Source organism: Bradyrhizobium jicamae (assembly GCF_018130215.1).
Lineage (GTDB): Bacteria > Pseudomonadota > Alphaproteobacteria > Rhizobiales > Xanthobacteraceae > Bradyrhizobium > Bradyrhizobium jicamae_A.
Genome location: NZ_JAFCKQ010000039.1, coordinates 1 through 17,892 on the forward strand (window position 1 = coordinate 1; position 17,892 = coordinate 17,892).

The 17,892-nt window shown below is 65.5% G+C and carries 16 protein-coding genes; 8 read left to right on the forward strand and 8 right to left on the reverse strand.

Annotation, left to right across the window (positions count from 1 at the left end):
* Window positions 1-382: 382 nt before the first annotated feature.
* On the reverse strand, window positions 383-1,315 hold the full coding sequence (ubiA, locus tag JQ586_RS30095; protein WP_212398261.1) for a 4-hydroxybenzoate octaprenyltransferase: 933 nt from the start codon (window positions 1,313-1,315) through the stop codon (window positions 383-385).
* 56 nt (window positions 1,316-1,371) lie between these two features.
* Entirely contained in the window at window positions 1,372-2,169 is a 798-nt protein-coding gene (locus tag JQ586_RS30100; protein WP_212398262.1) for a hypothetical protein, read from the reverse strand.
* A gap of 210 nt (window positions 2,170-2,379) precedes the next feature.
* Between JQ586_RS30100 and JQ586_RS30105 the strand changes: the two genes are divergently transcribed.
* The 6 genes from JQ586_RS30105 (at window position 2,380) to JQ586_RS30130 (ending at window position 8,460) form a co-directional block, all read left to right on the forward strand.
* Window positions 2,380-3,132, forward strand: a complete 753-nt coding sequence (locus tag JQ586_RS30105; RefSeq protein ID WP_212398263.1) for a 16S rRNA (uracil(1498)-N(3))-methyltransferase — start codon at window positions 2,380-2,382, stop codon at window positions 3,130-3,132.
* Window positions 3,133-3,381: 249 nt separating this feature from the next.
* The gene (locus JQ586_RS30110) at window positions 3,382-4,563 is read left to right on the forward strand and encodes an ATP phosphoribosyltransferase regulatory subunit (protein WP_212398264.1); all 1,182 of its coding nucleotides are present in this window, start codon (window positions 3,382-3,384) and stop codon (window positions 4,561-4,563) included.
* Window positions 4,560-5,537 carry an ATP phosphoribosyltransferase gene (gene hisG / locus JQ586_RS30115; RefSeq protein WP_212398265.1) on the forward strand — a complete coding sequence of 326 codons (978 nt, stop codon included), beginning with the start codon at window positions 4,560-4,562 and terminating at the stop codon, window positions 5,535-5,537. Before JQ586_RS30110 ends, hisG begins: the two co-directional genes overlap by 4 nt.
* 80 nt (window positions 5,538-5,617) lie before the next feature.
* Window positions 5,618-6,664, forward strand: coding sequence for a glycosyltransferase family 2 protein (locus JQ586_RS30120; protein WP_212398266.1), 1,047 nt, complete (start codon window positions 5,618-5,620; stop codon window positions 6,662-6,664).
* Window positions 6,661-7,506: a ChbG/HpnK family deacetylase gene (locus JQ586_RS30125; protein WP_212398267.1), complete on the forward strand. Its 846-nt coding sequence runs from the start codon at window positions 6,661-6,663 to the stop codon at window positions 7,504-7,506. The genes JQ586_RS30120 and JQ586_RS30125 overlap by 4 nt, the downstream gene beginning before the upstream one ends.
* Before the next feature lie 123 nt (window positions 7,507-7,629).
* Complete coding sequence (locus tag JQ586_RS30130; protein ID WP_212398268.1) at window positions 7,630-8,460, forward strand: DUF2076 domain-containing protein; 831 nt, start codon at window positions 7,630-7,632, stop codon at window positions 8,458-8,460.
* 95 nt (window positions 8,461-8,555) lie between these two features.
* Here the strand turns inward: JQ586_RS30130 and JQ586_RS30135 are convergent, their stop codons facing one another.
* The gene (locus JQ586_RS30135; protein WP_212398269.1) at window positions 8,556-9,362 is read right to left on the reverse strand and encodes a L,D-transpeptidase; all 807 of its coding nucleotides are present in this window, start codon (window positions 9,360-9,362) and stop codon (window positions 8,556-8,558) included.
* 311 nt (window positions 9,363-9,673) lie between these two features.
* Between JQ586_RS30135 and JQ586_RS30140 the strand changes: the two genes are divergently transcribed.
* The gene (locus JQ586_RS30140) at window positions 9,674-10,456 is read left to right on the forward strand and encodes a protein phosphatase CheZ (protein ID WP_212398270.1); all 783 of its coding nucleotides are present in this window, start codon (window positions 9,674-9,676) and stop codon (window positions 10,454-10,456) included.
* 22 nt (window positions 10,457-10,478) lie between these two features.
* Here the strand turns inward: JQ586_RS30140 and JQ586_RS30145 are convergent, their stop codons facing one another.
* The 5 genes from JQ586_RS30145 to JQ586_RS30165 all read right to left on the reverse strand — a co-directional run bounded on the left by JQ586_RS30145 (window position 10,479) and on the right by JQ586_RS30165 (window position 16,210).
* On the reverse strand, window positions 10,479-12,683 hold the full coding sequence (locus tag JQ586_RS30145) for a hypothetical protein (protein WP_212398271.1): 2,205 nt from the start codon (window positions 12,681-12,683) through the stop codon (window positions 10,479-10,481).
* Window positions 12,684-13,268: 585 nt separating this feature from the next.
* Complete coding sequence (locus JQ586_RS30150) at window positions 13,269-13,871, reverse strand: DsrE family protein (RefSeq protein WP_212398272.1); 603 nt, start codon at window positions 13,869-13,871, stop codon at window positions 13,269-13,271.
* 36 nt (window positions 13,872-13,907) lie between these two features.
* A complete protein-coding gene (locus tag JQ586_RS30155) occupies window positions 13,908-14,534 on the reverse strand; it encodes a hypothetical protein (protein ID WP_212398273.1) in 627 nt (208 codons plus the stop codon).
* Window positions 14,531-15,580, reverse strand: a complete 1,050-nt coding sequence (locus JQ586_RS30160) for a TAXI family TRAP transporter solute-binding subunit (RefSeq protein ID WP_212398274.1) — start codon at window positions 15,578-15,580, stop codon at window positions 14,531-14,533. Before JQ586_RS30160 ends, JQ586_RS30155 begins: the two co-directional genes overlap by 4 nt.
* Before the next feature lie 195 nt (window positions 15,581-15,775).
* Window positions 15,776-16,210 carry a DUF2721 domain-containing protein gene (locus JQ586_RS30165; RefSeq protein ID WP_212398275.1) on the reverse strand — a complete coding sequence of 145 codons (435 nt, stop codon included), beginning with the start codon at window positions 16,208-16,210 and terminating at the stop codon, window positions 15,776-15,778.
* Between the two features lie 225 nt (window positions 16,211-16,435).
* Here JQ586_RS30165 and JQ586_RS30170 point away from each other — a divergent pair, with 225 nt between their 5' ends.
* Window positions 16,436-17,866, forward strand: coding sequence for a DUF1254 domain-containing protein (locus JQ586_RS30170; protein ID WP_409411030.1), 1,431 nt, complete (start codon window positions 16,436-16,438; stop codon window positions 17,864-17,866).
* Window positions 17,867-17,892: the final 26 nt, after the last annotated feature.

Sequence of the window (17,892 nt, forward strand, 5' to 3'; positions counted from 1 at the left end):
GTAGGACCACAGGTGTAACCGGGAACAACCCGGCTTTCCCTGCGCGATGGGTTACGGCTTATACGTGCTCTCCCCGGCGAGACTGGGCTTTTTTGTCACCGCCGTCAGCAAGAGACCTTGGTCTCTTGCCGACAGGACACCTGCCACCAGGGCGTCAGGCCTGCACGATTTCGCCGTCCGCCCCATGCGCTCTCGTCAGTCACGCATGCAGCGTCCACCGCATCCCACCACAACGTTCGTGACGACCGCGAAGCGCCCCTCGAGCGGGTGAGACAGGAAATTCTATACACTGATTTGTCGTTACGATAAACCGAATTATTTTCCCGCGGGGACTTGCGCCGTCGGGCAAATCAGTGCTTGGCGCCTGAGGGACGGACGGTTGTTACACGGCGCGCAGCAGCGCATCGGTGACGAGTCCCGCGAACAGCAGCAGGCCGGCTTCGCGATTGGACCAGAAGATGCGCAGGCACAGCGCGGGGTTCTTGATGTCGAGCCGCCTGATCTGCCAAGCCAGATGCAGCGCGAAGGCTGCAAGCCCGATCCAGGCCGGCCAGCGCACGCCGCCGAGCACGAAGGCTGCGCCGATCAGGAGCACCGCAAGGCCGTAGAACACCACGAGCGCCCGACGGGTACGGGCGCCGAACAGGCGCGCGGTGGACTTGACGCCGATCAGTGCGTCATCCTCGGCATCCTGATGGGCATAGATGGTGTCGTATCCGATCACCCAGGCGATCGATCCGGCATAGAGGGCGAGCGCGGTGAGGTCGATCCGCTCGAGTGTCACCGCAAATCCCATCAGGGCGCCGTAGGAAAAAGCGAGGCCGAGCACTACCTGCGGCCACCAGGTGATGCGCTTCATGAAGGGATAGATCGCGACGATCAACAGCGAGGCGATGCCGGTCCAGACTGCGAAGCGATTGAATTGCAGCAGCACCGCGAGCCCTACCAGTGCCTGCAGCACCATGAAGACCAGCGCCTGTGTCACCGTGACCTGCCCGGCCGGGATCGGCCGTGAGCGCGTACGCTCGACCCTGGCATCGAGATCGCGATCGGTGATGTCGTTCCAGGTGCAGCCTGCGCCGCGCATCACGAAGGCACCGATGAAGAACAGCAGAACGACGAGCGGCAGCGATCTGACGTCATGCGCGATGCCGGCGGCCAGCGCCGCCGACCACCAGCACGGCATCAGGAGCAGCCAGGATCCGATCGAGCGGTCGAACCGCGCGAGCCTCAGATAGGGCCGCGACCATGCCGGCGCACGCGTATCGACCCAGTTGCCTGTGGAGTCGGCGACGCGGGCGGTGAGGTCGCTCATGTCATGTCGCTCGTGTCAGATCGCTGGAACGCCCGGACCATGCTCCGGGCGATCGATCATCGGGTGAGAACGTTGCCGTTCAGCGTATCGAACGTGCTGCCGCCCTTCTTGGTCGCCGTCGCTTCGGGCACCTGGGCTGCGGAGCCCAGCACGTCGCTCAGGCTCGGACCCGCGGGCCCACGCGGCTGCGACGCGGCCTGCTCTGCCACCTTGCAGACCCTGGTCTGCAAGTTCTCCGTATTCTTGTGGCCGGCCTTGAGCTGGTCGGCGATCTGAGTCGGGATTCCGCATTTCGTCGCGTTGGCCTCGACATACCTGATCATCTTGACCTCGGCCGCGCTGTAATTGGCGATCAGCTTGCAGGCCACGTCCGGACCGGCCTTCCGGTCGCTCGCAGCCTTGATCGCCTTGCCGCGCTTCTCGGCTTCCTCGCGCAGCGGAACGAAGTTCTTCATGCAGGCATCGGAGGGTCCAGCCGCCGCAGCGCTCGGCGGGGGTGGTGGCGCTACGAGCGCGCCACCCTCGATCGGCGCGGCGCCATTGCTCGGGAACGCCTGCGGTGCCGTGCTGACTCTGGCCGCGGGAGCGCCGTTGACCGGGGGAAAGGCGGGGTCGGAGGCGGTGCCGGCCTTGCTTGCACGGGTGCCGTTGACCGGCGGAAACGCCGGGTCGGACGCGGTGCCGACCTGACTTGGACCCTGACTTGGACGCAGGCCATTGACCGGAGGAAACGCGGGATCGTTGGCGGAGCCGGCCTGATTGGGCAGCGGCGCCGGAAATGCGCTCTGGGCGGCGGCATGGCCTGCAGACAGGGCGGTCGCGGCAATGGTCAGCACGAGCAGGCGGCGGATCATCGAGGGTGTTTCTCCGGCAAAGGTCCAGGCAACCCCGGCGGCTTCCAAACGAAGCAACGAAATTTGAGGGGCGTTTTACGATTCCTGCGACGCCTTAACAACCCGTGGATTAGGGCGGCAGCACGGCGTGGAGCCACATTCTCCCCATTAAAATTGTTCCCGGATTCTAAGCCTTTAGGCTAGAAACGGCTCAATACGGAACAATCAAATATGCCTGAATTCGATTTTCGCAGCCCGCGGCTATACGTGGACGCGCCCTTGCGCACCGGTGAGAGGATCGAACTCGACCGCAACCAGAGCAATTATCTGGGCAACGTGCTGCGGCTTGCGGCCGGCGACACCGTGCTGGCGTTCAACGGCCGCGATGGCGAATGGCGCGCCGAGATCGGCGGGCGCAAGCGCGCCGACACGCTTGACGTGACGACGCAGACCCGCGCGCAGGATCATCTGCCCGATATCGCCTGCGTGTTCGCACCGCTGAAGCATGCCCGGCTCGACTACATGGTGCAGAAGGCGGTCGAGATGGGCGCCTCGCGGCTGCAGCCGGTGCTGACGCGATTTACCCAGGTGTCGCGGGTCAATGGCGAGCGGATGCGCGCCAATGTGATCGAGGCGGCCGAGCAATGCGGGATCATCTCGCTCGCTGAGGTGGCCGATCCGGTGCCGCTGGATCGATTCCTTGACGGCCGCGACCCGGCCCGCCTGCTGGTGTTCTGCGACGAGGCTGCCGATGTGGCAGGTCCGGTGCAGGCGCTGCAGGCAGCCGGGAGAGCGAATGCCGGGATCGACGTGCTGATCGGGCCGGAGGGCGGTTTCGCCGAGGAAGAGCGCGCACTGCTCACGCGCCAGCCCTCTGTGCTTCGCCTCGCCCTCGGGCCGCGGATCCTGCGCGCGGATACCGCCGCAGTGGCGGCGCTGGCGCTGGTGCAGGCAGTGCTGGGCGATTGGCGGGGGAATGCGTAGCGTGGATGAAGCGCAGCGCAATCCGGGCAGGTCCATCACCGGGGCAATGCCCCGGATTTCGCTGCCCTGCATCCGGGCTGCAGGTCCCCATCCACCCCTAGCCAAGCTGTCGTAAAATCGTTAACGCACGCAATCATTAAGCCACTTGGCCGATCCCTGTCGAAACCCCTGACAGGCCATGGTAAGGGCTGCGCCAAACCGACCTGGAACTCGTCCGGAACCCGTTTCCCGGACACTTTGGACCTTGAGATGACCGAAGCTGCCGCAACACGCACGCCTCAATCCGCCGGAGGGTCAGTCTCCTGGGCGGATGCGCTGCTGCTGTCGTTCACGCAGGCCGGCTACATCAGGTCCGAGCCGACCATCCTGCAGCCGGCCGAGCCGTTCCTCGACCTCTCCGGCGAGGACATCCGCAAGAGCCTGTACCTGACGACCGACTTGTCCGGCGAGGAGCTCTGCCTGCGCCCCGACCTGACGATCCCGGTGGCGCGCGATTACCTCGCCTCCGCCAGGGCCGGCCAGCCGGCGGGCTTCAGCTATCTCGGCCCGGTGTTCCGCTATCGCTGGGGCCGCCCCAGCCAGTTCCTGCAGGCCGGGGTTGAATCCTTCGGCCGGCAGGATCGCGCGGCGGCCGACGCCGAAATGCTCGCGCTGGCGCTGGAGGCGACGACGGCCTTCGGGCTCGGCGATGTCGAGATCCGCACCGGCGACGTCGCGCTGTTCAACGCGCTGATCGACGCGCTGGAACTCTACCCGGTCTGGCGGCGGCGGCTGATCAAGGATTTCAACCGCAAGGTCTCGCTCACCGACGACATCGCGCAGCTCACGCTCACCACCGCACCGGGCCGCAACGAATATGAGGGCGTGCTCGCCGCGCTTGCGGGCTCCGATCGCAAGGCGGCGCTGGCGCTGGTTACCGACTTGATGTCGATTGCGGGCACCACCAATGTCGGCGGACGCACGGTGGCCGAAATCGCCGACCGCTTCCTCGAGCAGTCGACCTTGAAAGCCGGCGCGCTGCCGCGCGATGCGGTCGCCGTCATCAAGCGTTTCCTTGCGATTACGGGCGATCCCGACGATGCGGTCGCGCAGCTGCGCGCGCTGGCCAAGGATGCGAAGCTCGACCTCGCCGCCGCGATCGACCAGTTCGAGAGCCGTGTCGGCTTCATGGCCGCGCGCGGCATCGACACCCATCAGACGCGGTTCTCGACCTCGTTCGGCCGCGGCCTCGACTACTACACCGGCTTCGAGTTCGAGCTGCACGCCAGGGGCGACGGCGCCGAGCCGCTGGTCGCGGGCGGCCGCTACGACGGCCTGATGACGCAGCTCGGCTCCGCCACCCCGATCCCCGCGGTCGGCTTCTCGGTCTGGATCGAAACCCTGACGCAATATGGCAAGGGCAAGGAAACCTCGCAGGGAGGTGCCGCATGAGCGCGCCCTTCGTCGTCGCGGTGCCTTCAAAAGGCCGCCTGCAGGAAAACGCCGAAGCCTTCTTCGCCCGCGCCGGCCTGATGCTGGCCAAGCCCGGCGGCGCGCGTGACTATCGCGGCACCATCGCCGGCCTCGACAATGTCGAGATCGCCTATCTGTCGGCGAGCGAGATCGCGGCCAATCTGGCGCGCGGCGCCGTGCATCTCGGCGTCACCGGCGAGGACCTGGTGCGCGAGACCATCGCGGATGCCGACCGGCGCGTGCTGCTGATCGACGGCCTCGGCTTCGGCAGCGCCAATGTCGTGGTCGCCGTGCCGCAGGCCTGGATCGACGTCCGCACCATGGCCGATCTCGACGACGTCGCCTCCGGCTTCCGCGAGCAGCACAATCACCGCATGCGGGTCGCGACCAAATACATCAATCTGACGCGCGGCTTCTTCGCCCGCCACGGCGTCGGCGACTACCGCATCGTCGAAAGCGCAGGCGCCACCGAAGGTGCGCCCGCAGCAGGGAGCGCCGAGCTGATCGTCGACATCACCACGACCGGCGCCACGCTCTCCGCCAACGGGCTGAAGGTGCTGGACGACGGCGTGATCCTGCGCAGCCAGGCCAACCTGGTGGCGTCGCGGGATGCGGACTGGTCGAACGGCGCCCGCGAGACCGCGCGCGTCATCCTCGACCACATCGCCGCGCGTGCCCGCGCCAGCAAGTATCGCGAGGTCCGCACCCGCTTCGCCGGCTGCAACGATCAGCTCCTGACCGAGGCGCATAACCGCTTCGGCGTGGTGGCGCCGTTCGGGGGGCCGACCTCCTCGGGGATGCTTACGCTGCACTGCCCACCCGGCAAGCTCTACGCCCTCGGCAGCTTCCTGCGCGACCACGGCGCCGATACGGTGTCGGTGGTTTCGCTCGACTATGTGTTCGACCGCGAGAACCCGCTGTTCGCCAGGCTCGAGGCATTCCTGCGGCAATGAGTCGTCGGAGCTGTTCATGCTGGCGACAGGCGGCGGCCGGTACCATATTCTATTCAAGCGTATTTGATGGGACCTGATCGATGATGCTGGGCTCCGATGTTTCCAGCCTGACCACGACCGCAGCCAACGCTGCGGCGCGAGGGCTGTCGATCGTCGTGCCCGTCTTCAACGAGGCGGCGGGGCTGACGGCGCTGCACGAGCGGCTGGTCAATCTCGCCAGGACGCTGCGCGCCCGCCACGGCCTCGGCTGCGAAGTGGTCTATGTCGACGACGGCAGCGCCGATTCGACGCTGGCGATCGCGCGCGAGCTGCCGGCCGACGCGCTCGATCTCCAGGTGGTGTCGCTGTCGCGCAATTTCGGCAAGGAGGCGGCGCTGATGGCCGGCCTCGACCACGCCCGCCGCGGCGCGGTGCTGTTCATGGACGGCGACGGCCAGCATCCGCCCACGCTGGTGGAGCGGCTGGTCTCGCACTGGATCGACGACGGCTACGACGTCGTCTACACCGCCAAGGCCAATCGCGACAATGAATCGGCGGCGCGGCGGCTTGCCGTGCGCGGCTTCTACGCCCTGATCAACTGGGGCGCGCGGCAGAAGATCCCGGAGGATGCCGGCGATTTCCGCCTGCTGTCGCCGCGCGCGGCCGCCGCCCTGCGGCAACTGCCGGAGCGCAACCGCTTCTTCAAGGGCCTCGCAAGCTGGATCGGCTTCAGGCAGATCCGCGTCGACTACGAGCCGGCGCCGCGTGCGCATGGCGTCACCACCTTCAATGCCGGGCGGCTGATCGGCCTTTCGATCGAGGGCCTGACCTCGTTCTCGGTGGCGCCGCTGCGCTTCGCCAGCCTGCTCGGCGTGCTGCTTGCGGTCGGCGCGTTCCTGTTCGGCCTGTCGATCGTCTGGGAGGTGTGGACCACCGGCAAGCAGGTCCCCGGCTATCCCTCGCTCGTGGTCGGCCTGATGACGATCGGCGGCGTGCAGCTGATCATGATCGGCATCGTCGGCGAATATATCGGCAAGATCCTGTCCGAATTGAAGGCGCGGCCGATCTACTTCGTCGCCGAGCATTCCGAGAAACGCGCCGACAGCGCGGCGAGCGAGACCACCAGCGAGCGGACCGCTGCGGAATGAACGGCGCCGCGCCGCCGCGCCGGATCTGGCTGTGCGCCGACGATTACGGTCTGAGTGACGGCGTCAACCGCGCGATCCTCGAATTGATCGAGCTGGGCCGGCTCAATGCGACGTCGGTGATGATGGTGACGCCTGCGATCGGCCGCGACGCGGCCGCCGGCTTGCAGGCCGCGGTGGCCAACAGTCCGCGTTGCGCGATCGGGCTGCACGTCACGCTGACCGCGCCGTTCCGGCCGCTCACCCTGCATTTCCGCCCGCTCGACGGCGACATGTTCCTGCCCTTCGCCAAGCTGCTGCGCCGCGGGCTGTCGCGCCGGCTCGATGCCGAGCTCGTACATGCCGAGGTGCTGGCGCAGCTCGAGGCCTTCGGCGAGCTGTTCGGCCGCGCGCCCGATTTCGTCGACGGCCATCAGCACGTCCAGCTGTTCCCGCAGGTGCGCGACGGCGTCCTGCGCGCGGTGAAGGAACGTGCGCCGGAGGCCTGGGTGCGGCAGGGCGGACGCAACGCACCGCTCTCACGGCGGCTTGCCGCGCCGAAGGCGCTGGTGCTGGACATGCTCAGCGCGCAATTCCGCCGCAAGGCGGCGAAGCTCGGGCTGCGATTCAATCCGGCCTTTGCCGGCGCCTATGATTTTACGCGCGAGAATGACTTCGCGGCGCTGATGCGCGGCTTTCTCGACGGCCTGCCGGCGGACGGGCTCGTGATGTGCCACCCCGGTTTCGTCGACGAAACGCTGCGGAGTCTCGATCCGCTGACCACGCAGCGCGAGACGGAACATGCCTATCTGGCGAGCGACGATTTCGCCGCGCTGCTGGCCCTGAACAAAGTTACACTGGCCTGACATCGTTCAGGAATAAGGTCGTTTTGTCGCATACATAAATTTAATCCCGCCCCCCACTCCTTGCGCCGCAAACCCCGCCTACATGTGCGGCGCGCCGATTCGATCGACGCAATGGAGAACGCCATGACACCGCAAGAACGCCAACTGATCGACGATCTCTTCGACCGGCTCGCCAAGCTGGAGAACGCCCCGCGCGACAACGAAGCCATGTCCGCGATCATGCAGGGCCTGCGCACCGCACCGAATGCGGTCTACGCGCTGGTTCAGACGGCGCTGGTGCAGGACGAGGCGCTGAAGCGTGCGCACGACCGCATCCAGGAACTGGAAGCCGCGGTCAGCCAGCCGCAGGCGCAGCAGCAATCCGGCGGCTTCCTCGACTCGATGCGCGACGCGGTCTTCGGATCGAGCCAGTCACACGGCTCGGTGCCGCCGGTGCGCGCCCCCGACATGGGCAGCCGTCCGGTCTGGAACTCGGGCCAGGCGATCCAGCAGGCCCAGGGCGGCTACGGAGGCGGCGGCTATGGCCAGTCCCAGCCTTATGGCCAGGCTTATGGCGCGCCGCAGCAGCCGGCCTTCGGAGGTGGCGGTGGCTCGTTCCTCGGCACCGCGGCGGCAGCCGCCGCGGGCGTGGTCGGCGGCTCGCTCCTGATGAGCAGCATCCGCGGCCTGATGGGCGGCGGGAGCGGCCACCAGGCCTTTGCCGACCAGGGCGTGCTCGGCGGCGGTTCGCGGCCGTGGAGCGACCAGTCGTCGAGCGACCTCGCCCGCGACGCCGGCATCAACGACGTCGGCTCGTCCGGCCGCGACAATGATTCCGGGTCACGCGCCGGCCTGTTCGACCAGGCCTCGAACGACCGCAACGACGATTACAGCAACGATCACGATTCCGACGGCTTCGATGACGATGACGGCGGCTTCGACGACGGCGGTGGCGACAACAGCGACTACGCCTGATCGCACCGCTACAAAGACCAGCGGCCGCTCGCACCGAGCGGCCGTTTTTGTTTCCGATTATTCGTAGCCCGGATGCAGCGAAGCGCAGACCAGCGTTACATCACCACGACCTTGGCCCCGACATTGACGCGGCCGTAGAGGTCGATGACGTCCTCGTTGCGCATCCGGATGCAGCCCGAGGAGACGTTGGTGCCGATGGTCCAGGGCTCGTTGGATCCGTGGATGCGGTAGAGCGAGGAGCCGAGATACATCGCGCGCGCGCCGAGCGGATTGTCCGGCCCACCCTCCATGTGCCGCGGCAAGTCGGGACGGCGCGCCAGCATCTCCGCCGGCGGGGTCCAGTCCGGCCATTCGCGCTTGGCCGAGACCGTCTTGACGCCCGACCAGGCAAAGCCCGGCTTGCCGACGCCGACGCCGTAGCGCAGCGCCTTGCCGTCGCCCTGCACCAGATAGAGGAACTTGTTCGGCGTATCGATGATGATGGTGCCGGCGTGTTCCCTGCCTTGATAATCGACCAGCTGCTTCTCGTATTTCGGATCGAACGGGCGCTGCCTGGGATCCTCGGCCGCCTGCTCCTGCTGGTAGATCATCTGCTGCTGCGGATCCATCGGCGGCAGCGCGCGGCCCCTGCCGTAATAGTCCGGCTGCTGCTGATACACCGGCGGCTGCTGGGCGCCGTACGACGCAGGGCCGTCGCCGAACAGGAATTCGATCAAGCCGCCGCCCATGTTGGCGTGCTGCTGCACATAGGCGGTGCGCACCGGCGGCGGCGGTGCCGGCTGGTTGGTGTAGATCACGGTCGGCTCGGCCATCGGCGCCGCGTCGATCGCAAATGCATTGTAGGGGACGGCAATCAGCGAGGAGGCGCCGGCAAGCAGCGCAAGCGTGGTTTTCTTGAACATCGACGTACTCTGTACTGTTTCGTCGTGACGTGACTGGGATGCGGCGCGGACGATCTGCGCCGTTGCACGTGGTCAATAAGCAATGAAAACCGCATCGGTTTGGTAAACGGACCGGGCGTTTCGATTCACCACGTCAGCAATCGCACGCGGTTTTGTCGGACAGCGTTTATTTTGGATGAACGCGCGACAGCCATGGTTAACCGTTGGTTCGGCACCGCGCACGCCTCGCCGCGGCAATCCGTTCCCGCGTGAACCTCACGTTAAATCGGTTCCGTCTAGAAGGAGCGGAGTGAAGGGGCGGGAAGGAAATCATGTCGGTCAATCGCAAGCGTTTTCGTGTCGAGCAGGCCATGATGGGTGATGTGCCGGGGCCGGAGTCGGTGGGTGAAGGCGTCGATATCGGCCCGATGCATCGCGAGATCATGGCGGAGCTGCGCTCGCTGCGCGCCCAGATGGCCGCAGGCGGCATCCAGCGCAACGTCCTTGCCGAAACCGCCGAGGCGTCGGTCGCCCGCGAAGTCGCCGACGCGCATGCGCTGCTCGAGACCTATCGCGCCCAGATCGAGCAATGCGAGAAGCTCAAGGTCGAGCTCGACCTGATCCACGACGCGATCAGCCGCACCAAGCGCGAGATCGCCGTCCTGCACGGCAAGAGCTTCAACGGCGAGGAGATGGCCAAGGTCAATGGCGAGCTCGGCGCCGTCGTCGGCGGCACCGAACACGCCACCCAGCAGATCCTCGAGGCGGTTGAGGCGATCGACCAGGCCGCCACCGCGCTGGCGAAGAACGTCACGCCGGATCAGCAGAAGCTGCTCAGCGAGGAGATCCAGGAGCGCGTGGTCTCGATCTTCGAGGCCTGCAACTTCCAGGACCTCACCGGCCAGCGCATCAACAAGGTGATGCAGACGATGAAGTTCATCGAGCAGCACATCTACGAGATGATGAACATCTGGGGCGGCGTCGACGCCATCAAGGCGCACGCGCCGCCGATCGTCGACACCCGCGAGGGCGACGCCCGCCTGCTCAACGGCCCGAAGCTCGACGGCGACGCCGGCCACGCCTCGCAGGACGACATCGACGCGCTGTTCGACTGAGCGCGGTCGGATCTTCGGCCCGCTACCGGCGCAGCGCCTCCAGCCGCGCTTTCGCCTCCTGGATTCCGGCGGCGTCGGCGCGGGCATAGAGATCCTTCGCCTTGTTCGCATCGCCGCGCGTGCCGTAGGTCCCCCATTTCGCAAGCGTCAACGGGTCGTATGTTTCGGCCAGCGCGAAGCTCGCCTGGGCGCTTCCCATCTCGATCGCGCGCTCCAGCACAAGCCGCGCCGCGCCTACGTCGCCCTGCCGGATCAACGCGCCCGCGCGCGCGACCAGCCCGGTCGCCACCGCAGCCTGTTCCGCACTGACTTTCGCGGCGCTACGAGCGGGCACCGCCGTCGTCGCGGCCACCTCGACCGGTTTGCCCGGCGTGGTCGAACCTGACGTGACTGCACTCGGCGTGACGGCTCCCGCCGCTTCCTTTCCGGCTTTGCGTGCCTGCGCCTCGTACGCGTGGATCGTGCTCCGCGTCAGGGACACGTCCTGGGCCATCGCGTCCGCCCATGCGCGCGGCTGCCCCAGCCCGACGGCATCGGCTCCCGCCACCTGGTTTCGCCGCGACGCGTCTTCTGCCGCCCTTGCTGCCAAAGCGGTCTGCGTCTCGACATCGCGGCGCGCGGCCGCCAGATCCTCTTCCAGCCGCGTGGACCGCTCACGCTCCTGCCGCAGGGATTTCTGCAGCTCCGCAGCATCGCTCTCCGATGCCTGCTTCAGCCGGGAGCTTGCCTCGCCAGCCTTCGTCGCCAGCGCGGTCTGAGTCTCGGCGTCGCGCCGCGCCGTCGCAAGATCCTTCTCCAGCCGTGCGGATCGGTCGCGCTCCTGGCGCAGCGACTTCTGCAGGTCGGCAGCATTGCTCTCTGCCGCCTGCTTCAGCCGTGAGGTTTCCTCGCCTGCCTTCGTCGCCGCCGCTGTCTGGGTCTCGACATTGCGCCGCGCCGTTGCAACATCCTTCTCCAACTGGGCAGATCGCTCGCGCTCCTGGCGCAACGACTTCTGCTGGTCCGCAGCATTGCTCTCCGCCGCCTGTTTCAGCCGGGAGGTTTCCTCGCCAGACTTCGTCGCCAGCGCGGTCTGGGTCTCGACGTCGCGCCGCGCCGTCGCAAGATCCTTCTCCAACCGCGCGGATCGCTCACGCTCCTGGCGCAGGGACTTCTGCAGCTCCGCCGTGCCGCTCTCCGCCGACTGTTTCAGCCGGGAGCTTTCCTCGCCTGCCTTCGTCGCCAGCGCGGTCTGGGTCTCGAGGTCGCGCCGCGCCGCTGCCAGATCCTGCTGCAACCGCGCGGACCGTTCGCGTTCCTGTTGCAGCTCCTTCGTGCCAAGTTCTCCCGCCGCCTTCAGCCGGGTGGCCTCCTCGTTTGCCTTCGCCGCAAGCGCGGCCTTGGCTTCGATATCGCGTTGCGCGCCCGCAAAATCCTGCTCCAGGCGCGCGAGCCGCTCGCCCTCATCCTGTGCGGGTCTGCGCGACGACGCGCTGTCTGCTGCCGCCTGTCTGAGTTCGGACGCTTCGTCTTCGACTTTGCGGGCCTGCGCCTCGCACGCATAGACCGAGCTCCGCGCCTGCGAGAGCTCTTGTGACAGCGCGTCGGCCCTGGCGCGCAACTGCTTCAGCTCGGCCGCACCGGCTTCCGCCGCCTGTGTCCGCCGCTTGACGTCGTCGCCTGCCTTTGCCGTCAGCGCGGTCTGGGTTTCGGCGTCTCGGCGGACCGCCGCGAGTTCCTGCTCCAGCTGCGCGGACCGCTCGCGTTCCTTCTGCAATTCCGCTGCGTCGCTCGCCCCGGCCGTCTTCAGCCGGGAGGCTTCCTCATCCGCTTTGGTCACCAATGCCGTCTGGGTCTCGACGTCGCGTCGCGCAGCCGCGAGGTTCTGCTCCAGCCCCTCCGCCCTTTCGCGCGCCTGCTTCAAGGCGTTCTGCAACTCGATGCCGCCCTGTGCGGCCTGCTTCACCTGGGCAGCTTCTTCCGCCGCCTTGGCCGCCAGCGCCGCCTGCGTCTGGACCTCGCTGCGCGCCGCCGCGAGATCCTGCTCCAGATGCTCCGCCCGCTCACCTGCCTGTTTCAGGGCGTTCTGCGAGTCTGGTTCTCCCTGCGCAGCCTGCTTCGCCTCGGCGGCCTGCTCGACCGCTTTGGCCGTCAGCGCGGTCTGTGTCTCGACGTCGCGACGCGACGCCGCAAGGGCCCGCTCCAGCCATTCTGTCCGCACACGCGCCAGTTCAAGGCGCTGCAGCAACTCGATATCCCGCCTTGCTTTGGTGAGTTCGCAGGATAGTGCATCCGCCCAACGGTGCTGCCGTTCCGCATCGCTGGTCGTCGCTTGAGCAAGCACCATCGATCTGCCGCTGAAGCCTCGCCTCGGCGGCAAGGTTCCAAAACCGTCAACCGTCGTTCCAGCAGGATCAAGCTTGCGGAGAGCCGTTGCGTGCTGCGCATCCGAGAGGGACGGCGCCAAGCCGGGCGAGGCCTGCAGTTCCGACGCCCATGCCGTGGCGAGCGCGGCAGCGACCAACCACAGAGACGCGGATCGTTTCCCCAACATAGGCAGGTGCTGCATTGTCTTCTGAGAAAATGGATTTGTTCAAATCGCTGCTTATTCGGACCTGCGATATTGCAGGTGGAGTTACTTCATCACTCGGGACTATCGTACGCTGTCGCGGCGATACGACCTGTCCGACAGATCATTATGCGCGCCTCTCGGCGCGAATCCTATAACCCGCATGGAGGACCCGACCACCCCTTTCGGGTTAGGCTGCGGGGCTGCTCTCGTCACCGAGCTACGCGATGCAGTCACAAGATCCGGCCGGAACGCCAGGAGCGCTCACGGCTTCACATAGGACCATCCCTTCTCCTGCAGTTCCATCACGCGCACGACGCCCGACTTCACCACCTCGGCCTGGGGAACGATCGGGATGTCCTTCTTCTCGGCGTTGTGCATCTTTTCCTGCGTGTTGCCGCAGGCCTTGAATGAGACCTCCGGCGTACTCAGCGCCATCTCCTCGATACGGCTCTTCACCGGCGAGGTATCTTCACGCAGCATATGCAGGCCGGGCCCGAACGTGATCACTTCGATTTTCACCTTCTCGCCGAGATCCTTGTAGTACTGCGCAACGTTCGAGGCGTTGTTGAGCGCGAGATTCATGGCGGCAGGGTCGTTCGTATTCACCTGCAGGATCAACCGGTGCGTCTTGGTCTCCGGTTCCAGTCGAGCGTTGGCGGAGAGAGGAGGATGTTCCTTGTTGCGGTAGGTCGTCTTTCGGTAGGTCGTCGCCTTATGCGTGGTTGCCGCCATGCGCGGTTGGCCCATCGCGTCGTCCGACGCTGTCGGTACCCAGTACCGTCCGGCCTGTGCGAGTGACGCGGCGAACAGGAGCGTGACGGCACCCAGGACAATGGCCCGGACCGTATGTCGAAACGTGCTCATAATGCCTCTCCTATCGAACACAGATCATCGGGCTCTTCACCCGCTCGATTTCGCAGCCGGACCCGGCCATCTGCACGCGGCGGCCATCTTCGCCCGCACCGCGTTCAGCCCGTCCAGCGGAAACACGATATCCACGGCGGTTCCCAGGCGGGATGTCAGGTGAATGCTGAGGCTTCCACCCTCCGGAAGCGACTGCAGCAGGCCAACCACGTCGCCCGCGAACCCAACGCCGTCTCCGGACGCCGGCACGACTGACGCGATCTGCCGCGCCTGGCCGTCGTTGACGCGATAGGAAATCGCATAATCGGCGCTGCGACCGGAAATACCGGGCCCGGTGACGATCAGATCGCTCCGCCCGCCGCGGCAGCGAATCGAAAGCTTTATTCCGGGGCCGCCTGCACCGTCGCGCGCCGATGTGGTGGCGGTCGCGACCGGTGAATAGTCGACGGGCGATGTCGTCAGGCTGATGATCCAGCTGCTTGCCTCGTCTGCCCGACGAGGCGCTGTGGCCCGCGGTGCATTCTCGGAACACTCGCGGTTTCGTGCACGCTCCGCCGGAGAGCAATCGCGCAGCTGGGCTATCCGGCGATCTTCGGCTTGCGCCGACGCAACGCCGCTTGCCAGCGTCATTCCAGCCACGAACAGGATGGCCGCGCTTCTCATTGGGTTGGACGCGCAGCGCGCGGCTCTTTATCGAGCCACGCCTGCGCCGCGGGGAAGCGCGCGAGGCCGGGAACGGTGGCCGCGAGATTGATTGTCTTCCACTTCGGGTCGAAGCCCGGCTGCTGCAGCTTTTCAATCCGCGAGAACAGATAGTCCACGAAGCGTTCGAGGCGCTCGAAGCGGTTCGAGCCAGCCGGGAAGTTGAACGCGACCAGGGCGGTCGGCACCGCAATCGTGTCGATCCGTTCGCCCTGCTTGATCAGATTGGGATATTCGGCGGCATCGAGTGTTGCCGGAAGGTAATAGTCCTCGAACTTGCTGCTATAGGGAACAGGCAAGAACTTGAACCCCGGCTCCCAATGGCCGCGTACGAAGACGTCGACCGGCTTCGAGGTAATGAAGACGACCGCAGCGATCTCGCCCTTGCGCATCTGTTCGAGCGCGATCTGATGGGGGATGAAGGTCTGATCGACAGAGAGGCCGAGACGACTGAAGATCAGCGGCCCCGAATAGGCCGCGGCGGTACCCAGGGTGTTGAAGTTTACCTTCTTGCCGGTGAGATCGCTCAGGTTCTGGATCTCGGGGCGAACGAAGATATGAAGCTCAGATGGAAACAGGTTCAGGATGTAGGCCAGCCGCTGCTGAATGTCGGGCACTTGGCTCTTGTATTCATCAAGCGAGTCGGAGTTGATGATGGCCGCATCGATGCCGCGCAAATAAAGCAGTGAGTTGACATTCTCCGTCGGCCCGCGCGTCACGACCGGCAAAACGTGCAGCTTTTCGCCGTCATCCACGACCCGCGCCATCTCGGCCGCCAGGCGGATGGGGGCCCCCTCGAGGAGTCCCCCGGCGAGGCCGACCGTCCAGGCATTCATCGTCACTTGCGGCTTTTGCGGCAGCGGCTCACGGCGCAATTGACGGGCCGTCTGCGCACCCAGGTCGGACGGCTGAATGGTCGAGAGCAGCGAGGCCAGCACTGCCAACACGAACAGCGGGCGCAATCGGGCGATTGCGCTTCGTGCCCCGCGTGCAATCACCCGTCTCATGGGATTGCCCCTCTGTGTCCATCATGACGGCAGTTTCATGCACATGCTATTCCTCGCATGACGGAACTGCGACTACCCCTTCCGGGTTAGGCGGTGCGACGGCGACGCCTCCCGTAACCGCATCGATGCGCGGGTTCGACTGATGGTCGGAGATTGACGAGAGCTTTGATCGGGAGCCGCCGGATTTGGTGCGAACTAGTTGTCGAAATCATACTCGTGCAACGAAATCCGGACTTCACGGACAAGGTTTGTCAGTGACGCGGTGAAAAATCCGAGAGCAACCACGAATAATACGGCAACACCGTATTCGTGCCGCATCTGATAAAATGCGCTGATGAAAGCCACGATCACGAGCAGGCACGTCAGTATCGCGCTCGTCCCGGCAAGCAGGATGGCGCTGTTCAACAGTTTCGCGCGACGCTTCAGCCGAGGGATATCTTCCTTGAGAGGGATCTTGGCTGCGTTCCCGTCCGAGATGGAATGGAGCACCTGTATCCGGTCGATGACCCGGTTCATGCGCGAGATGAGCACAGAGATGAATGAAGCAACGGCCCCGAGAAGGAAGGAAGGTGCGGTGACCTGAACAATCACCTGCGAGATTTGTTCGACGGAAGGGGTGTCCGGAAGCATTGAGGCGATCTCCAGGCCAGCGGCATTCACCAGACCGAACCGCCGCCCAGCTCGACGCGAGCGACAGGAGCGGCACCGACCGATCACACCTCGGCTCACTCGGCCGACCCGCTTATAACCACCGTGCTTGGGGGCAAGCGCGACCCGCCAACATTGACTTAGGTCAAGCCCATTGTCGGACGGATGGGGTTACTTTCGTGGGCTCGGGGCTGAGGAGCGCGCGCAATGCGTCACGGCATGTGCAAGAACAAGACCGGTTTGGCTGCTATGGCCCTGTTGGGTCTGTTGGCAGCAATGACATCGTTCGCTCGGGCTGAACCAGCGCCGCCGCCGAGTGAGCAGGAAGCCCACGATATTGCAATGGAGGCGTACATCTACGCCTACCCCTTGGTCACGATGGACGTGACGCGCCGACAGGCCACCAACGTGGAAGCGGGCAAGACGGTTGGCCGGGGGCCAATGAACACCTTTACCCATGTAAGGGCTTATCCGACGGCCGAGTTTCGCGACGTGGTGCGGCCCAACTTCGATACGCTCTATTCCATAGCCTGGCTGGATTTGACCAGTGAGCCGCTCGTCGTGTCGGTCCCTGACACGAATGGACGGTATTACCTGCTTCCAATGCTGGACATGTGGTCTGACGTCTTCGCCGTTCCCGGAGCGCGAACGACCGGCACCAAGGCGGCTCTCTTCGCAATTGTCCCTCCCGGCTGGTCCGGAACGCTTCCGCCGATCACCGAGCGGATCGATGCACCTACGCCTTACGTCTGGATCATCGGTCGCACGCAAACGAATGGGCCAGGAGATTATGATGCTGTCCACAAAGTGCAGGACGGGTTCACCATCACGCCGCTTTCCCACCTGGGGCTCAACGCCGCGACCACGATGAAGGTGGAGATCGATCCCTCCGTGGACATGAAGACGCCACCGCTCGACCAGGTGAACAAAATGCCTGCGGCGGACTACTTCAAGCACGCGGCGCGGCTGATGGCGATCAATCCCCCGCACGCAACGGATTGGTCCACCGTCGCGCGCATGAGGCGGATCGGGCTGGAGGTTGGGAAGCCCTTCGATGCCGACAAGCTCTCGCCGGCGATCCGCGCGGCGCTCGAGCGCGGCGCAGCCGACGGACTGAAGACGATATACGCGAAAATCCCGACGCTCGCGCGCAACGTCAGTGGCTGGCAGATGAACACCGACACCATGGGCGTATACGGCAATTATTATCTGAAACGCGCCATCATTGCCCTTGTCGGACTGGGGGCCAACCAGCCGGAAGACGCCATCTATCCGATTCTTTTGTCTGATGCGGATGGCAAGCCGCTCACCGGCGAGGGGAAGTACGTCCTGCACTTCTCAAAGGAGGAGCTTCCGCCGGTCGCAGCCTTCTGGTCTGTCACCATGTACGACGCTGCGGGCTTCCAGGTGGCAAACCCCCTCAACCGCTTCGCCATCGGTGACCGCGACCCGCTCAAGTTCAACCCGGACGGCTCGTTGGATATCTACATCCAGCACGACAGTCCGGGAGCCGAGAAGGAGCCGAACTGGCTGCCATCTCCCGCGAACGGCACATTGGGCGTGACCATGCGCCTGTACGCGCCCGCGCCACAGGCATTGGACGGTCGATGGAATCCGCCGCCCGTCAAAAAGTCCTGAATTACCGGGCAGACCGGCAAGGCCGT

What these genes read in the sequence shown, in the direction of transcription:
- JQ586_RS30170 (WP_409411030.1), top strand. Translation starts at nt 16,436, where the DNA reads ATGCGTCACGGCATGTGCAAGAACAAGACCGGTTTGGCTGCTATGGCC.
- JQ586_RS30160 (WP_212398274.1), bottom strand. Translation starts at nt 15,580, where the DNA reads ATGAGACGGGTGATTGCACGCGGGGCACGAAGCGCAATCGCCCGATTG.
- JQ586_RS30155 (WP_212398273.1), bottom strand. Translation starts at nt 14,534, where the DNA reads ATGAGAAGCGCGGCCATCCTGTTCGTGGCTGGAATGACGCTGGCAAGC.
- JQ586_RS30105 (WP_212398263.1), top strand. Translation starts at nt 2,380, where the DNA reads ATGCCTGAATTCGATTTTCGCAGCCCGCGGCTATACGTGGACGCGCCC.
- hisG (WP_212398265.1), top strand. Translation starts at nt 4,560, where the DNA reads ATGAGCGCGCCCTTCGTCGTCGCGGTGCCTTCAAAAGGCCGCCTGCAG.
- JQ586_RS30135 (WP_212398269.1), bottom strand. Translation starts at nt 9,362, where the DNA reads ATGTTCAAGAAAACCACGCTTGCGCTGCTTGCCGGCGCCTCCTCGCTG.
- JQ586_RS30165 (WP_212398275.1), bottom strand. Translation starts at nt 16,210, where the DNA reads ATGCTTCCGGACACCCCTTCCGTCGAACAAATCTCGCAGGTGATTGTT.
- JQ586_RS30150 (WP_212398272.1), bottom strand. Translation starts at nt 13,871, where the DNA reads ATGAGCACGTTTCGACATACGGTCCGGGCCATTGTCCTGGGTGCCGTC.
- JQ586_RS30120 (WP_212398266.1), top strand. Translation starts at nt 5,618, where the DNA reads ATGATGCTGGGCTCCGATGTTTCCAGCCTGACCACGACCGCAGCCAAC.
- JQ586_RS30140 (WP_212398270.1), top strand. Translation starts at nt 9,674, where the DNA reads ATGTCGGTCAATCGCAAGCGTTTTCGTGTCGAGCAGGCCATGATGGGT.
- JQ586_RS30110 (WP_212398264.1), top strand. Translation starts at nt 3,382, where the DNA reads ATGACCGAAGCTGCCGCAACACGCACGCCTCAATCCGCCGGAGGGTCA.
- JQ586_RS30130 (WP_212398268.1), top strand. Translation starts at nt 7,630, where the DNA reads ATGACACCGCAAGAACGCCAACTGATCGACGATCTCTTCGACCGGCTC.
- ubiA (WP_212398261.1), bottom strand. Translation starts at nt 1,315, where the DNA reads ATGAGCGACCTCACCGCCCGCGTCGCCGACTCCACAGGCAACTGGGTC.
- JQ586_RS30125 (WP_212398267.1), top strand. Translation starts at nt 6,661, where the DNA reads ATGAACGGCGCCGCGCCGCCGCGCCGGATCTGGCTGTGCGCCGACGAT.
- JQ586_RS30100 (WP_212398262.1), bottom strand. Translation starts at nt 2,169, where the DNA reads ATGATCCGCCGCCTGCTCGTGCTGACCATTGCCGCGACCGCCCTGTCT.